At 62.3% G+C, this 14,313-nt stretch carries 15 protein-coding genes; 8 read left to right on the top strand and 7 right to left on the bottom strand.

All coding sequences use genetic code 11. The features are described from left to right. The first annotated feature begins 1,380 nt into the window (after window positions 1-1,380). The 6 genes from lpqS (at window position 1,381) to AC5Y5O_RS30850 (ending at window position 7,783) form a co-directional block, all read left to right on the top strand. Window positions 1,381-1,779, top strand: coding sequence for a putative copper homeostasis (lipo)protein LpqS (gene lpqS, locus AC5Y5O_RS30875; RefSeq protein ID WP_473143636.1), 399 nt, complete (start codon window positions 1,381-1,383; stop codon window positions 1,777-1,779). Window positions 1,780-2,353: 574 nt separating this feature from the next. Continuing rightward, window positions 2,354-3,316, top strand: coding sequence for a cation diffusion facilitator family transporter (locus tag AC5Y5O_RS30870; RefSeq protein ID WP_061559501.1), 963 nt, complete (start codon window positions 2,354-2,356; stop codon window positions 3,314-3,316). A gap of 432 nt (window positions 3,317-3,748) precedes the next feature. Next, complete coding sequence (locus tag AC5Y5O_RS30865) at window positions 3,749-4,486, top strand: YoaK family protein (RefSeq protein WP_082811761.1); 738 nt, start codon at window positions 3,749-3,751, stop codon at window positions 4,484-4,486. Continuing rightward, entirely contained in the window at window positions 4,483-5,157 is a 675-nt protein-coding gene (gene trhA / locus AC5Y5O_RS30860; RefSeq protein ID WP_061559502.1) for a PAQR family membrane homeostasis protein TrhA, read from the top strand. Before AC5Y5O_RS30865 ends, trhA begins: the two co-directional genes overlap by 4 nt. Window positions 5,158-5,307: 150 nt before the next feature. Next, entirely contained in the window at window positions 5,308-5,691 is a 384-nt protein-coding gene (locus AC5Y5O_RS30855; RefSeq protein WP_061559503.1) for an ArsR/SmtB family transcription factor, read from the top strand. Continuing rightward, entirely contained in the window at window positions 5,684-7,783 is a 2,100-nt protein-coding gene (locus AC5Y5O_RS30850; RefSeq protein ID WP_061559504.1) for a heavy metal translocating P-type ATPase, read from the top strand. Before AC5Y5O_RS30855 ends, AC5Y5O_RS30850 begins: the two co-directional genes overlap by 8 nt. A 134-nt stretch (window positions 7,784-7,917) precedes the next feature. Here the strand turns inward: AC5Y5O_RS30850 and AC5Y5O_RS30845 are convergent, their stop codons facing one another. Next, window positions 7,918-8,346, bottom strand: coding sequence for a hypothetical protein (locus AC5Y5O_RS30845; RefSeq protein WP_084954131.1), 429 nt, complete (start codon window positions 8,344-8,346; stop codon window positions 7,918-7,920). Window positions 8,347-8,794: 448 nt separating this feature from the next. Between AC5Y5O_RS30845 and AC5Y5O_RS30840 the strand changes: the two genes are divergently transcribed. Further along, on the top strand, window positions 8,795-9,097 hold the full coding sequence (locus AC5Y5O_RS30840) for a hypothetical protein (protein WP_061559506.1): 303 nt from the start codon (window positions 8,795-8,797) through the stop codon (window positions 9,095-9,097). A 118-nt stretch (window positions 9,098-9,215) separates the two neighbouring features. Next, a complete protein-coding gene (locus tag AC5Y5O_RS30835) occupies window positions 9,216-9,791 on the top strand; it encodes a hypothetical protein (RefSeq protein WP_175364748.1) in 576 nt (191 codons plus the stop codon). A gap of 41 nt (window positions 9,792-9,832) precedes the next feature. On the opposite strand, the gene AC5Y5O_RS30830 is transcribed toward AC5Y5O_RS30835, so the two are convergent. From AC5Y5O_RS30830 to AC5Y5O_RS30805, 6 genes are all read right to left on the bottom strand, one after another. Then, complete coding sequence (locus AC5Y5O_RS30830; protein WP_061559507.1) at window positions 9,833-10,561, bottom strand: anti-sigma factor family protein; 729 nt, start codon at window positions 10,559-10,561, stop codon at window positions 9,833-9,835. Next, complete coding sequence (locus AC5Y5O_RS30825) at window positions 10,561-10,926, bottom strand: sigma-70 family RNA polymerase sigma factor (RefSeq protein WP_276327253.1); 366 nt, start codon at window positions 10,924-10,926, stop codon at window positions 10,561-10,563. The genes AC5Y5O_RS30830 and AC5Y5O_RS30825 overlap by 1 nt, the downstream gene beginning before the upstream one ends. A 687-nt stretch (window positions 10,927-11,613) precedes the next feature. Further along, the gene (locus AC5Y5O_RS30820; RefSeq protein WP_061560258.1) at window positions 11,614-11,991 is read right to left on the bottom strand and encodes a BlaI/MecI/CopY family transcriptional regulator; all 378 of its coding nucleotides are present in this window, start codon (window positions 11,989-11,991) and stop codon (window positions 11,614-11,616) included. Window positions 11,992-12,340: 349 nt separating this feature from the next. After that, entirely contained in the window at window positions 12,341-13,102 is a 762-nt protein-coding gene (locus tag AC5Y5O_RS30815; RefSeq protein WP_061559509.1) for a L,D-transpeptidase, read from the bottom strand. A gap of 97 nt (window positions 13,103-13,199) precedes the next feature. Next, window positions 13,200-13,925, bottom strand: a complete 726-nt coding sequence (locus tag AC5Y5O_RS30810; RefSeq protein ID WP_239723503.1) for a DUF4396 domain-containing protein — start codon at window positions 13,923-13,925, stop codon at window positions 13,200-13,202. An 88-nt stretch (window positions 13,926-14,013) separates the two neighbouring features. After that, on the bottom strand, window positions 14,014-14,313 hold a 300-nt coding region (locus AC5Y5O_RS30805; protein ID WP_500028673.1), incomplete at its 5' end, for an FAD-dependent oxidoreductase.

Below are 14,313 nucleotides of genomic sequence, written 5' to 3'. Positions count from 1 at the left end.
GCGCTCGTGGTGGCTTGGCTCATCGTCGGATGAGCTTTCGATCAAGAACCCGAACGATCACCACGGTCGTGTGGAAGATCCCTCGCCGCCACAAGCCTGTTGCCCTGCGTGCTGGGGCCTCAATTCCCTAACCGGTCTGGGTCTTGGCGCACGACCGCGGGAGTAAGCGGAAAACACGATGGAGAAGAGAGAATCTAATGAAATCTGAAATTGGGAAATCGCTCGCGCTGTTCGGTGGCGCGGCTGCAGTTGTTTTCGCGTTCGGATTTAATGGTGGGGGCTACGACAAGTTGCCAAGTACACCGAGAACGGCGACAACTGCGTTCGTCGTGACGCCAGTGCCCACACCTCCGGCCCCTCCCGTAGGCGTCGCCGATCGCAAGCCCAGGGCTAGTCTGCGCGGTTGCATTGTCGGCCTCAACTGTGGACCCATAGGCCCCGTAGGCCCTAAACGTCCCAAACAACCTCAACTGCACATGCCCCAAACATCCTCGCCTCCTCGAGGGCGCCCGAACTTTGGAATAGTTCAGTAGGGCCGTCAAGATACTGCCGCGGACGGAAGGCTCGGCCGCTCAGGCGACGCTCGCAGCGGCTGTATGTGGCGGGCTTGGCGACGAATTGTCTTGATGCGAGACATGTTGCGCCGCAACATCATCTCAACGTTTTCGCCAAGCAGGTCTTGCGTTTGGCCGATTCTGTGTGGAACAGCTTGGACTAAAACGTGATTGCCTCATCGCCGTCATCGGGTGAGCGCACACGGGATCGCCATGATGTTGAACAACAGATTTGTCGGTGTGACCGCACTGCTGGGAACCTGCAGAACAGTGAAGCACAACCTCGGCTAAATCGACGACTGCACGACCACGTCACGCCGATTGTTGCGGCAATGGATTTCAATCACCGACGCGACGACGCCGAAGGTGTTCGGCGCTGCGGAGTTTGGCGAGCAGTCCGCGGATGGCGGGGACGGACCCGCTGACTCTTAATCAGCGGGTCCGGGTTTCGAAATCCTGACCGCTCTGCGTATGAAACGCTGAGTCCATAGAGGCCACTTAGTGGGTCAACCGATTGCGAGAGACGCAGCGCTGCGATGGCGGTCAGCGCTGGAACATACTAACCGACCAGGCCGCGGAGGCTCGCACGCCATAAGCCGACCTGCGCCGGTCATTGAGTGGTGAAAATGCGCCATCGCGATCTTTTTGGGACAGATGGTCGCAGGTTCAAATCCCGTCAGCCCGGCCAGGCGGTTCGCGGTCCATCTTTCTGGCTGAACATATCCGGTCGAGCGTGCCGGCTGTTGTGACGGTCTGACGTGGAAACGGCATCAAGGCCGCAACATTCATTGCGCCGAGTTGAGCTGCTGCTACATTTAGGGGCACTGTGCGCAGCGACTTAACCAGACAGCGACTTGTGCGATGGGCTAGTGCCGTCGTCGCAGCGGTGTGGCTACTGGGTGGCAACGCCGAGCATGTGTGGCACGTTGCCGGCCTCATCGATCCAGGACATCCATCGATCACCTCAGCCAGTGGTCCACTCGCGGTCAACGCGGACCACACGAATTGCGATCGCGGGTCTCCGCGCTCGTGTCCCGAAGCGGGGACTGCGGTGGATGTTCCCCGCGCCGCCTCTGATTTTCTCGTGGTTGGCGTGTTTGCAGCGGCGGTAGCCGTCGGTTTCTGGTTTGCGTCTTCACAACTAAGAAGGGGTCCGCCTCGCGGGGCCGCCCTCGTTTTGACCGGTCAAGACATATTGAAACAGTTCTGTCTTGCACGTCGCTGATACGGCAGCGTCAGACGTTCGTTGCTGCGTCCGTCTGCGCCGATTCCTTTCGAGAGCTACGCGCTACTGACGGCATCGGCGGATTAACTCTGACTCAGCTTGGGCATCCGCTAATCGAACTGCGTCGATTCATCTGAAGGATGTGTTCACTGCGCCGCTTGGCGCACGCGGTCACTGCCCGTCCTCGGACACCTAAAGAGATCACTGAAGCGACCCCGCTGTGTCGCTTCTGCGAACCAACATCGTCCAGGAGTATGCACATGCCTTGTTGCAGTATCAAACCCGTCTCGGCGGCTGCGGCTGCGGCTGCGGCTGCCGAGACTCATCACGATTGGCGACAGAACCCAGCCCCGCACGCATTGAAAACGCCGGGCGCCGGAATGGTTGTCTTCGCTACGACCTCGCCATCGGGACCAACGTTTGCCGGATGGTCCGCCACGCAGCAGGCGGTCACCGAGTTAGATCTCGGATCACTAGCCATGCGCGCTTGCCTTGGCCGGCGACGAATTGAGCATTGCATATATTGCGATGTACGCATAAGTTGTGGGCATGAGTTGGCAGGGATGGAGGCGCGATGAGCGCCGGTCATAATCACACGCACGGCCATTCGTCGCCGGACTCGGACCGCCGCTGGCTGGTTGGTGCGCTGGCGGTCATCGTGGCTTTCATGCTGGCTGAAGTGTCGGTGGGGATTGTCGCGAAATCGTTGGCGTTGCTTTCCGATGCGGCCCACATGCTCACTGATGCAGCCTCGATTGCGTTGGCGCTATGGGCGATTCGTTTGGCTGCTCGCCCGGCAGCAGGGCGGATGACCTATGGATGGCGTCGCGTCGAGATCCTGTCCGCCCAGGCCAATGGTGTGACCCTGTTGGTACTGGCCGGTTGGCTGGGCTTCGAGGCAGTCAACAGGCTGATTCATCCTCCGCGGGTGGCGGGCACCTTGGTGTTAGTCACCGCGCTAGTCGGCGTGGTCGTCAACGTCGCCGCGACGTGGATGATTAGTCGCGCCAACCGGACCAGCCTCAATGTTGAAGGCGCGTTTCAGCACATCCTTAACGACTTGTTTGCCTTCATCGCCACTGCAGTGGCCGGGCTGGTCATCGTTCTCACCGGTTTTTTGCGCGCGGACGCGATCGCCACGTTGATCGTGGTGGCGCTGATGGCGAGGGCCGGAGTCGGGTTGGTAAAGGCGGCGAGCCTGATCTTTTTGGAGGCAGCCCCCAGTGGCACGGAACCTGCCGTGATCGGTGAGGCGATGGCCGCACACGAAGCGGTGGTGGAGGTCCACGACTTGCACGTTTGGGAAATCACGTCTGGCCAACCGGCGCTCTCGGCGCACATCATCGTTGCCGAGACTCGCGACTGCCACTCCACACGAATTGAATTGGCGCAGCTGCTAGGCCATGAGCATGGTATTTCCCATACCACGTTGCAGATGGACCACGACGGGTCTCAAAGCACCAGTGGGGACGGACATTCGGCCGGTGCGCATTGTGAGGAGCCGCATGGCCCGATACACCGCTCCACCAAGGCATAACGTATGGAGCGGAACGCAATGATGGCTATCATCACCGGGCGTTTATCACTCAAAGAAGTGATATCGGCGGGCGGTATCGCCGGATCGTCTGGTCAGACGACCGGCACATACTCAATAATCATCTTGTAGTTCAAGGGATTACAACGCTTAGCTTGTGCAGATCGACAATGACTGCCGGCAATGACTTTGCGGGGCAACAGCCAGCGTAGACAGCTATTCATTTGCCGACGGCACGACTGCCAACTCATGAGCAAGAGGAAGGTTTGCTATCCAATGTCGGACAACGGAATTGACCAAATCGTCGACTCGGCACCGCAGTGCCGGCGCTGCGATGCAGAAGCCCTATCGCGATCGCGATTCTCGGTGAGCATCTATGAGTGCACCGGCTGCGGGGAGTCGGTCAGCCTGGACTGGGCTCCGCTGGAGTTGCGTATGGGCATCGACACGGCTGCGGACACGGGACTGCGAGAGGCCGCTACTAAAGCCAAGTTTCGTGTGATTTTCGGGCGCGAAGCACGATTGTCGTGGGTATTGGCGATGCTGGGGGGTCTGATCGGGGCGACTGCGTTTACCCACTCTGCCGGCTACTTTGTCACATTCATGACCGGTAACAGCGACCGCGCCGTGTTGGGCTTCTTCCGCAACGAGCCACAGCTTTCGATCGGTGCTGCACTGATTTTGGCGTCCTTTATCGGTGGCGTGGTAGTCGCATCGCTATGTCGACGCCACCTATGGTTGGCGCATCCGCACGGCCCGACCGTGCTCACGGCACTGACCCTCATGGTGGCCGCCGTCGTCGATATCGCGATCGACGGATGGTCGACCAGTCAGGTCTCCTTTGTCCCAGTGTTGTTCCTCGCATTCGCGATTGGTGCGTTGAATACCTCATTCGTCAACGGCGGAGAGGTTTCGGTCCCGCTCAGCTACGTCACCGGCACGCTCGTCAAAATGGGCCAGGGGATCGAGCGCCACGTCAGCGGTGGAGACGCCACGGAGTGGCTCAGTTACTTCCTGCTCTGGTTTAGCTTCGTTGCCGGCGGCGCTATCGGCGGCGGTATTAGCCTGCTACTTAGCGGATGCCAGATGCTCGTGGTTGCGGCACTGGCCTGCACGGCCATCAGCGGCTATACGCATTTCCATGGTGATCGTCGTGCACTTTTGCGCGAATGAGCCACCGCGGCGAGGGCCGTGCCCTGGGTCTGGCTAAGTCGAGGTCGCGCCGCGGGCCCGTCCCATACTTCGCGGCCGCGGCCCTTATCGCGGCCGTGGCATTGCTGGTGGTGGCGTGGGCGGTCCCGTCTAACCAGGCGGGGCTCGCGACATTGGCTTACCTCGTCGCGATCGTGGCCGTATTGGCTATGAGCGCAATGTTTCAACGCGTCAACCGGCACTCACTCGACCCCGGGCCGCGGACGTGGCTGGACAATTCGATGATCTTCGTATTCATCGCCGCCAGCTACACGCCGTTCGCCTGGTTGGCCCTACCGCACCCGACAGAACATCTGGTCGTGGCCGCCAGTTGGGGTGCAGCGCTGACCGGAGTTGCGCTCACGCTGCTCTGTCCGACCGCGCCGCGCTGGGTGGCGGCACCGCTGTGCCTGATGGTGGGGGCGGCGTCGATCTGTTACACCGGCACGATCCTGCAGTACAGCGGCACGATCTTGCGAAGCACCGGCGCAGTAGCGGTAGTCATGTTGTTGGTCGGGGGCGCCTTCTACAGCCTCGGCGGTGTTCTCTATGCATTGCGGCCGGGGGCGCTTCACCATCACGACATCTCCCACGCCTTCATCGTTCTCGCGGCGATGTGCCACTACATCGCTATGTGTTTCGCGGTGTTCTAGACAAATGAATCGGACGAGTCAGCGAACTTGCGAACTGCGCCAGTCGGACGGCGAGCAGCCGATCACACCGGCGTGTCGCTTGCGTGGGGAAAGCGCAAGCGATGCCGAGGAGACCTTCCGGCTCATATCAATATACGTTAGTATATACGGATGGGACAGTCTCCGTTGGATACTTGCGACCTCTTGTGCCTGGACCTGCGGCATGCGGAGTCGATTCGAGCGTCGCTGCCGTCCTTGGATCGAATTGAGGTATTCGCCGCTCGCGCCCGAGCATTGAGTGACCCGACGCGACTCACGATTGCGGCTGCCTTGCTGACGGGTGACGAATTGTGCGTGTGCGATGTGGCCTGGGTGGTGGGTCAGGCGCAGAACCTCGTGTCGCATCACTTGCGTCAGCTCAAAGTCGCCAAGCTGGTGTCCTCCCGCCGGTCCGGCCGACTCGTCATGTACCGACTGACCGAACAGGGCCGGGAGCTCACTTCGGCTGTCATGACCTTCTCCGTGTCACCTGTGAAGGAGCGCAACGATGTCTGATGCGTGCTGTGGAAGCGACGAGGCTGACCAACCGCAGGCGGGGCCGGAAAAACTCTGGCAGGTTCGAGAATTGCAGTGGGCGGCGCTGGCCGCCGTTCTGCTCGCATCTGCCTGGTTGATCGAGGTGTTCGGGCGCACTTCAGTGGCCTCGGTGTTGGAATGCGCTTCAGCGGCGGCCGGTGCGGCGTCATTCGTGCCAGGTGCGTTGCGCGGATTGCGGCATGGCCGCATCGGCGTGGGAACGTTGATGACGATCGCCGCGGTGGGCGCGGTCGCGTTGGGCCAGTTTGCCGAGGCGGCGATGCTAGGAGTCTTATTCTCCATTGCTGAGGGGCTTGAACACTACGCGGTGACACGGACCCGCCGCGGCCTTCGCGCTCTGTTGTCGCTGGTGCCACCGACAGTCACCGTGGTGCGCGGCGGCCGCGAAATCACCGTGGCCCCAGAGGATCTCGCGGTCGGCGAGAGGATGGTGCTACGTCCGGGGGAGCGAGCGGCTACCGACGGCATGATCACGGCCGGGCGTACCAGCCTGGACGCATCAGCCATCACCGGGGAGTCGGTGCCGATCGAAGCCGGCCCGGGCGACCAGCTACATGCCGGCGCCATTAACGGCAGCGGCGCTATCGAGGTCGAAGTGACTGCCGCCGCCAACGACAGCTCACTAGCGCGGATTGTCCACATTGTCGAAGACGCTCAGGAACGTAAAGGTGCCGGCCAACGCCTCGCTGATCGGGTCGCTCGGCCTCTGGTGCCGGCGATCATGATCCTGGCCATTGCTGTTGCTGTGTTTGGCGCACTGCTTGGTGATCCGCTGGTCTGGCTGCAGCGCGCCCTCGTTGTGTTGGTGGCCGCGTCGCCGTGCGCCTTGGCGATCGCCGTGCCCCTGACAGTGGTGGCCGCGATCGGCGCCGCGAGCCGGCAAGGCGCGCTCGTGAAGGGTGGGGCTGCGGTCGAAGCGCTGGGTCGGATACGCACCGTGGCGCTCGACAAGACGGGAACCCTCACCCGCAACAGGCCTGAAGTCATCGACACGATCACCATCGGTGACAGCACCGATACCGACGCTCTGCGGGTAGCGGCTGCGTTGGAAGCCCGCAGCGAACATCCACTCGCGCAAGCGATTCTGGCCGCCATAGAGACCAACATCCCGAGCGCCACCGGAGTCACCGCGGTCCCCGGGCACGGATTGACCGGCCAACTCGACGGGATGACGCTGCGGCTGGGCAAACCGGGTTGGATCGACTCAGGACCACTGCGCAGCGAGGTTGATCGGCTGCAAGGGGCCGGAGCAACCGTGGTGTTGCTCGAACGCGACGGCGCCCTTATGGCCGCAATCGCGGTCCGCGACGAACTTCGACCAGAAGCCGCCGAGGTCGTGACTGCGTTGCGTCGTAACGGGTTCGAGGTCGCCATGCTCACCGGCGACAACTCGCGCACCGCCCAGGCCGTGGCTAACAAGGCAGGTATCACCATCGTCCACGCCGACCTGCTACCCGAGGACAAAGCCCGACTGCTGCCCGAATTGGCCCGCGGTAAGCCGATCGCCATGGTCGGCGACGGGATCAACGACGCGCCGGCGCTGGCTACTGCCGACATCGGCATTGCCATGGGCGCCATGGGCACCGACGTCGCGATCGAAGCCGCCGACGTCGCGCTCATGGGCGCGGATCTGCGTCACCTTCCGCAGACCTTGTCTCACGCCCGCCGGGCTCGCCGGATCATGCTGCAGAACATCGTGCTGTCGCTAGCGATCATTACCGTCCTGATCCCGATCGCCGCGTTGGGCCTACTCGGACTGGCCGCAGTGGTGCTCATCCACGAAGCCGCGGAAGTGCTCGTCATCCTCAACGCGATCCGCGCCGCCAAAACACAGCCGTTGCCGGGCGTCGCCTCGGTGGCGCTCAAATTGACGTCGACACCCCATATCAACATTGGTGCACACCCACCGCTAACCGATCCGTGCTGCGGGCCAACCGCCCAGGCATCGCCGGTTGGTGTTCAGACGCTCACGCTCGTCCCAACCGAGCAGGGATCATGCTGCAGCGACGAGTGCGCATGTTGTCACCCGACCGCACCCGACAAGGGATGAACGTGTCGGCGACCTGGGTCGGCACCTAATGGGCTCGCCCGCACGAGGTTGCACTTGCTTAGTGGAGGCTCAATGCGGTGGGCCCGGCAGTGCGCAGCGGCCCGATGCGGTCTGCACCGGATAAGCGGGTGAGCTTAACCGATTTTTGTCAGGGTAAAGGTGTCGCTCGGATCGCTCAGGCCGCAGGGTGCGGTGCTGTCCAAGAAGATCGCAACCCCGGTGAGCGTCAACGGGTCCCACCATTGATCCACGGTGACCGGATGCTGGCTGAGATCGTTGCTGCAGATTGCGCCCGCCGGCATCGTCCGCTTCACGTCGTAACGACCATCAATCAGCGGGGCGTTGAACCCTTGACCTGGACCGGTCGTGACGTGGGCGACGCAGACCTGCTTGCATGTTGTGCTAATCGTCCACGTTCCGGTATCGCCATCCTCGTCGGCGTAGTGGTAGACACCGTTCATCTTGAGGTCATCGGCCGCGGCGAGTGGCTCAGCTTGGGATGCTGGTGGCGACAGCACGCTGGCAAGGAGTGTGGTCGCCGCAACGACTACGCCGATTTTCATAAATTCCGCTCTCGTGTAGAAAGTCTCCTTCCCGGAGAAGACGAGCCAAACGTATCCGCAAACTGGCTGGGATCCTCGGGAGTCGCGTCGGTGCATATCGAATTGAAAGACCGGCGGTGCACAAGGCCGCTGAATTCTAAGAAATCGGCCAGTATTGAGCCGACTACGGTGTCGCATTCGTGTGAAATCAGCACTGCCGAAAGAAACTCATTCCAACGCAGGGGCTTTAATGAGAGCAACTTGGGAGTTGTTCCTGCGGATGACGGTCGCGCGATGGTCGGCGGTGGCTGGATTGCCAAGGGTTGCAAGGGTTGCAAGGGTAATATTCTACTGTGTATGTACATAGACCGTAGATCACTCCGGATGGCCTATGGTCTATTCGAGGAGGAGACATACAGTCGGTGCTGCCGGGGCTCGCGACCCTGGCCTGCGCTGTCGGACGGGGCTAATGATGCGCACCGACGCACGCGATGGCCGGCAGGCGGCCTTGCACTTCCGAACCCGCCTCGTCATGTATCTCTGCATCTTCGACCCATCGATGCGCAACAGGATCGCCTTGGGCGGACAGTTACCCGATCAGCGTGGTTGCAACCACTATGGTGTCGACCGCCACCACGGCGTCGCGGCGATCGTCCTTTGGGCGATCCGGGCCAGGACCTCCCTCCGCTCGTTCAATTCCTGGCCGCCGGGCCATGAGCATGACCCCCGTGAAATGGAGGCTCAAGATGCCGAAAAACGCGCCAGGTGCTAGGCCAAATGGTGCGAGCAGGAGAAAGGGATTCAGTGTCGCGGCACGGAATGCTGTCGCGCGGGCGCGCGGGGTGCGCAGCGGAGGATGGGTACGGATCGTCTTAGCAGGAATCGTTGTCTTGATCGCCATCGTCGTCATCGCGAAATCGGTTCGTTCTCAACAGAATCAAGCAGTTCCTCCGCAGCTGCATAACCCACCCGTTACCACTGTGGTCGGTCGTCAGACGGCTCCGCCGTGGAGCGCTCCGACCGATGCAGCTGCCGCGGTGCGCGCGGCCGGGCTGCCCATGCTCAATCGCGAGGGCACTGTCGAACACATTCATGCCCACCTCGACGTGCGCGTTAATGGGCAACCCGTTGAGGTCCCAGCGATGATCGGTGTCGACCGGGGGGGAATCAGCCCCGTGCACACGCACGACTCGACGGGGGTGATTCATATCGAATCGCCCGTGACGCGGACGTTTACCCTCGGCGAGTTCTTCACCGAATGGGACGTCGGACTGTCCACCGATAGCATCGGCGGTTTGCAGACCGGTAACGGAAAGACGCTGCGGGCCTTCCTCAATGGCAATCCTGTCACCGGCAACCCTGCGGCCCTGCCCATCAACGCGCACGACGAAATCGTGCTGATCTTCGGGGGCGCCCAACGCGGAGAATCCATACCTAGTCACTATGAATTCGCGTCGGGCCAATAGCGTTGCGCCTTGGAAACCGATTGATGCGACGTGCGTCGAAATTATATCGAGCGTTGCAGCATCACGTGACCGTTGTCGGCCAAAACCACCTGTACTGCAGCGATCTGGTTGATCGGCATCGAAACGCTGCCGGTGGGTGTCGCCGTGTGGCCGGGGATGGCCACCCAAGACGCTAGCCGGGTTTGGCTGCCGTCGCGACCTACCACGACCAATGCCACCGTATCGTGGGAGGCATCCGGTGGAGCCATGCACACGAACTTCAGCGCGATGTTTGTACCCCACTGCTCGCCGCTAAGCGATACCGTCGAGGACAGTAGGGTCGTCCCGACCTGGTCCATTGGCAGGGCCGACACGGTCGACTGCCGCGGGGTGGACGTCAAGAAACTGCTGTGAACCCCGATCAGCACACCGATCGTCAGAATGACGGCAGCGGCCGCCCAGCCCATCCAAGTCATCATGCGGGTTCGGCGGCGACGGGAACGCACCGCGGCCTGTAGCGATGGGAGCAACTCCGGCGGCATCTCCGATGCGGCGGATGGCTGGTCTGCCTTGTTGATCGCGGCGATGTCAGTGCGGTCGAGCTGTGACAGCATGGCCGGGATGCCGCTGAGTTCGGCGACGGCTTGTCGGCATTGCGGGCAGCCGGCGATGTGCGCTTCGAAGTCGCGCCGATCGGTGGCGCATAGTGATCCCAAGACGTAGGCGGCATCCCACAGCGCGTGGTGGTGGTTGTCACCAGTCGGGCCGAGCCCGCGTAGCGATGTCCTCATCATCTTCCATCCCCAGCTGCTAGCACGCATTTGGGATTGAGGGCGTGGACGGGCTGGCGGACGGCTTCAGGCTCAAGCCAACCGCCTTGCGCCATTTGGCATTCGCCGCCGATGGGCCTCTGGATGAGTGGCCGCGGGATAACATGAATCGAGACTCCACCGCCGCTGCGGCGATTCCAATGTCTGAAGCAATCTGTGTGGTAGTCGATCCCCGACGGCACGAGCAGTTCGATCACGGCCCGATGCCCGGCCGACGGTTGGCCGATTGCGTCGAGGATCACCAGCTGGCCCAGCGCGGCGCCGATCTCGTCAGGAGTGGTCAGCCGAGGCGTGCTTGAGTTGATGCGTCGCTCGTCGATGAGCATGCCGCGCGCCGTGGTGAACAGCGGCCCTCCCGCCGATCGTTCGGCGGCTGCGGCTCGTGATTGCTCCCGCCTCCGCTGGCGCGCCTCGCGGACGACGTCTTCGGTGCGACACTGGACGCCCGTTAACCCCATTGTGTATCGCCATAAGCCGGGCGGCGCGCTCGTCGAAGAGAGGCGCCATCGCCGCGACTTGCCCCTCCGATCCTGCGGTTGGCTCCTGGCACTCAATCACCTCCTGTTATGACACGAGTTGAGTACCTGGCAAGTTCACCAGCCCAAGCGCTACCATCCTTACTATCTACGATATCTGTACGTAGATAGTAAGCCTCATATTTCGCCGTGGCCACGCTGGTTTCGTCCAACTCCCCGGCGACGCACAAGACGAACGCGATAAATGACGTGCGATCGGGCTGGCTCCTGAAATGGTTGGCCGGGCGCAGCAAGGGCCGCGTCGGCTCCGTTCATTGCGGGCACCGTCCGCCTAACCTACTAACTATGCACATAGGAAGTAGGGATACCTGCTGGACGGCAAGTCGTTGCGGCACCGGCTCTGGCGGCATGACGGGACACGGCGGCATTATGGGGCCACCGTAGCCGCCGACGAACGCGAAGTCACTTCGCACCAATGCCACTGCAAGGCAGCCATATTCGACGTGCTGCAGGCAGAGCCCCTGGGCCCGGCATGGTTTACTTGCGTCGGCGTCGTCTGGGCAGCCGCTGCAACGCAGCACGCAACCGCGCGGATTCTTCTGGGCTGATCTGTTCGAGGAAGTGGCTAAGCACCAGCTCGGAGCGCCCCCCGCCGTCGAGCGCCTCACGCATAAGCCGGGCACTGTGCTGCTCGCGGGTCAACGTCGGCCAGTACCGGTAGGCCTTGCCGTCTCGTTCACGCGCCAGCCACCCTTTGGTGTGCAGGTTGTCCATGGTTGACATGACGGTGGTGTAGGCGATCTCGCGTTGGGCAGCCAGCTCGTCGAAAATTTCGCGGACGCTCGTCGCTCCATCCCGGTCCCAGATGCGGTCGATCACCACGGCTTCCAACTCTCCGAACCCGCGCACCCGCACCGTCACGCCTCCCACCGGCCCCGCATCCCACACCGCGCGATGTACTCAACTACGTATGTGCATAGTAGATTAAACTATGGCGCACACACAATGTCGGGTATCCGACCACGACCGCCGATCTTGGCCGCATGCGCGCGGCCCCAGCCTTGGCAATATATAGGCGCTCCCAGGGCAGGACTTGGCGATTGGGGTTGCGCGCTGTGTCTTATTGGTTTCGTACTTAGACCAGCATTGCTCGTTGGCTGCTAGCTGTCGTGAAGCGGACCTCGTGTAATCGGGTGGTTGGTGCTGCGTGCTGTTGGAGGGGGTTGGTGGGGGTGTGGGTAGGGGCGTCTGGACATCGGACCCGTTATGCGACGACTTGCACGGGATCGCCGATAGTGACGCGTTCGAAGTACCATGCGGCGTTGTCGGGATTGAGGTTGATGCATCCGTGGCTGACATTGGTGTTTCCCTGGGAGGTCACTGACCAGGGTGCTGAGTGCACATACACGCCGCCCCAGGTGACGCGGACCGCGTACTCGACGGTGAGCTTGTACCCCTCTGAAGAGTCCAGCGGGATACCAATGGTTCGCGAATCCATCACTACACTGCGTTGCTTTTCCAGCACCGTGAAGGTGCCGACCGGGGTCGGGCGGCTGGCCTTGCCCAGCGATGCTGGCATGGTCCGAAGTACCTCTCCGTTCCTGCTGACGGTGAATGTGTGTGCGGAGATACTGGCCACTCCCAGCAGCGCATCGCCGGTGTCGAATCCCGTGTCAAGCTCGTGCACGCTTACCGTGACATGGGAGTGCGCGGGCCAGTAGCGAACTGGAACCCACTGCACGACATGGGCATCGACCCACTCGAAGCGACCGGTGATGTCACCCGGTGACGCGACGCGGATGGTCCGCTCGATCGCGGCGCGATCAGTCGCCGGCACTGCCGCGGTGAAGATCACCACGACTGGGTGCCCTACGCCTACCAGCGCCCCATTGGCGGGAAGGATCGCGGCAACGCGCGGTGCCCCGTCAGGGGAGGGGACGGCCGCCGAACTGGAAATCGGGGGGCGGGCCGCTGCCATCACCGCCAAGGCGACCACAACGGCGAGATAACGAACCGATCGACGCATCACATTCACCCTCCTTCTGCTCGGTACTGCGGTGGCGGCCGAGTTACCGATCGAACACATCGACACTGTCAGGCAGCGCCGACAGCACGGGTTTGAGCTAGCGTGCCCTCTCAACTAGCTCTGTGTCGGTGATCTCGGCCGGGCTCAGCGACTTGGTTGCGTCGTTCTTGAGCCACCACCACACCACGGGATAGGCGGTCGCGAAGCCCAGCCACATGCCGGCCCACATGATCAGCCACAGCGCCATCGACGTGCCCGAATACTTCAATACAAAGGCCACAAACAGCATCGAGGCGCCCATGCCGACGTCGAATGCAAGGATCGCGAGCGTGGAGAGCAGCGATGCGGCCCGCAGCCGCTGACCGGCGGTCTGCGCTGAGCCGGTGCGTGAGAGCCAGTGGTATTCGAAGGCAATTAGCAGCGGCAGGGCGAACGCCGCAATCAGTAAGATCATCGGCCACACGGCCTGGTGGGCGATGGTCACGCCGGTCCACATCACTAGCGGCATGGCGATCGCGTGCCCAATCATTGACGCGGCGCCACCGGGAATAGTTGCGACTGCGACCGTCGCGGGAAATCCCAATCGAGGCGGTTCCCCGTGTTGCCGTTGCCATTTCCGGGTCGCTGGTCGGCCCCAACGGTAGTAGGCCAGTAATGCGAACGGGCCGGCATAAATCGCGGTGATCGGCCACACGGCCTCCATCGCGTGCACGGGCTGCCGATGACCGCCAACGTAGATGTCGGCGAGAATGACACCGGCCAGCACGACCCCGACGCTCGTCACCACCCAGCCCAATACCGTCACCCACTCTGGGGCGGGCATAGCCATCATCATCATTATCTTGGTCCTTTCCCTTTCGATCGAACAACGAACTTCCGCCGGCACTTTCGGCGGCCTCGCCACGGCAGTCTCAGACGGCAGCCTGCCGCACTAGCATCGCGCCGGCTAGGTCGGCAACGTCGTGAGCACAACCCCACGACAAAGTCACGCCCGCACCGCCGTGACCGTAGTTGTGCACGATCCGAGTGCCAGGCTGCATTTCGAGTCGCACACCTCCTTCACGGAACGGCCGCAACCCCACCCGCAGAGGGTCGACCGGATCCAGCCGGGCACCGCGCAAAATCGGCAGGAACTCTGTGCAACGCTCGAGCATCTCGCGCAGCGGCGGATAGGTGTCCAGGGTGAGATTCGTGTCGTATTCACCGGGTTC

Source organism: Mycobacterium sp. NGS40 (assembly GCF_059812735.1).
Note: the sequence above shows the minus strand (reverse complement) of the source record. Positions and strands in the feature narration are given on the sequence as shown.

What these genes read in the sequence shown, in the direction of transcription:
- AC5Y5O_RS30870 (WP_061559501.1), top strand. Translation starts at nt 2,354, where the DNA reads ATGAGCGCCGGTCATAATCACACGCACGGCCATTCGTCGCCGGACTCG.
- AC5Y5O_RS30865 (WP_082811761.1), top strand. Translation starts at nt 3,749, where the DNA reads ATGGGCATCGACACGGCTGCGGACACGGGACTGCGAGAGGCCGCTACT.
- trhA (WP_061559502.1), top strand. Translation starts at nt 4,483, where the DNA reads ATGAGCCACCGCGGCGAGGGCCGTGCCCTGGGTCTGGCTAAGTCGAGG.
- AC5Y5O_RS30855 (WP_061559503.1), top strand. Translation starts at nt 5,308, where the DNA reads ATGGGACAGTCTCCGTTGGATACTTGCGACCTCTTGTGCCTGGACCTG.
- AC5Y5O_RS30850 (WP_061559504.1), top strand. Translation starts at nt 5,684, where the DNA reads ATGTCTGATGCGTGCTGTGGAAGCGACGAGGCTGACCAACCGCAGGCG.
- AC5Y5O_RS30845 (WP_084954131.1), bottom strand. Translation starts at nt 8,346, where the DNA reads ATGAAAATCGGCGTAGTCGTTGCGGCGACCACACTCCTTGCCAGCGTG.
- AC5Y5O_RS30840 (WP_061559506.1), top strand. Translation starts at nt 8,795, where the DNA reads ATGATGCGCACCGACGCACGCGATGGCCGGCAGGCGGCCTTGCACTTC.
- AC5Y5O_RS30830 (WP_061559507.1), bottom strand. Translation starts at nt 10,561, where the DNA reads ATGAGGACATCGCTACGCGGGCTCGGCCCGACTGGTGACAACCACCAC.
- AC5Y5O_RS30825 (WP_276327253.1), bottom strand. Translation starts at nt 10,926, where the DNA reads ATGCTCATCGACGAGCGACGCATCAACTCAAGCACGCCTCGGCTGACC.
- AC5Y5O_RS30815 (WP_061559509.1), bottom strand. Translation starts at nt 13,102, where the DNA reads ATGCGTCGATCGGTTCGTTATCTCGCCGTTGTGGTCGCCTTGGCGGTG.
- AC5Y5O_RS30810 (WP_239723503.1), bottom strand. Translation starts at nt 13,925, where the DNA reads ATGCCCGCCCCAGAGTGGGTGACGGTATTGGGCTGGGTGGTGACGAGC.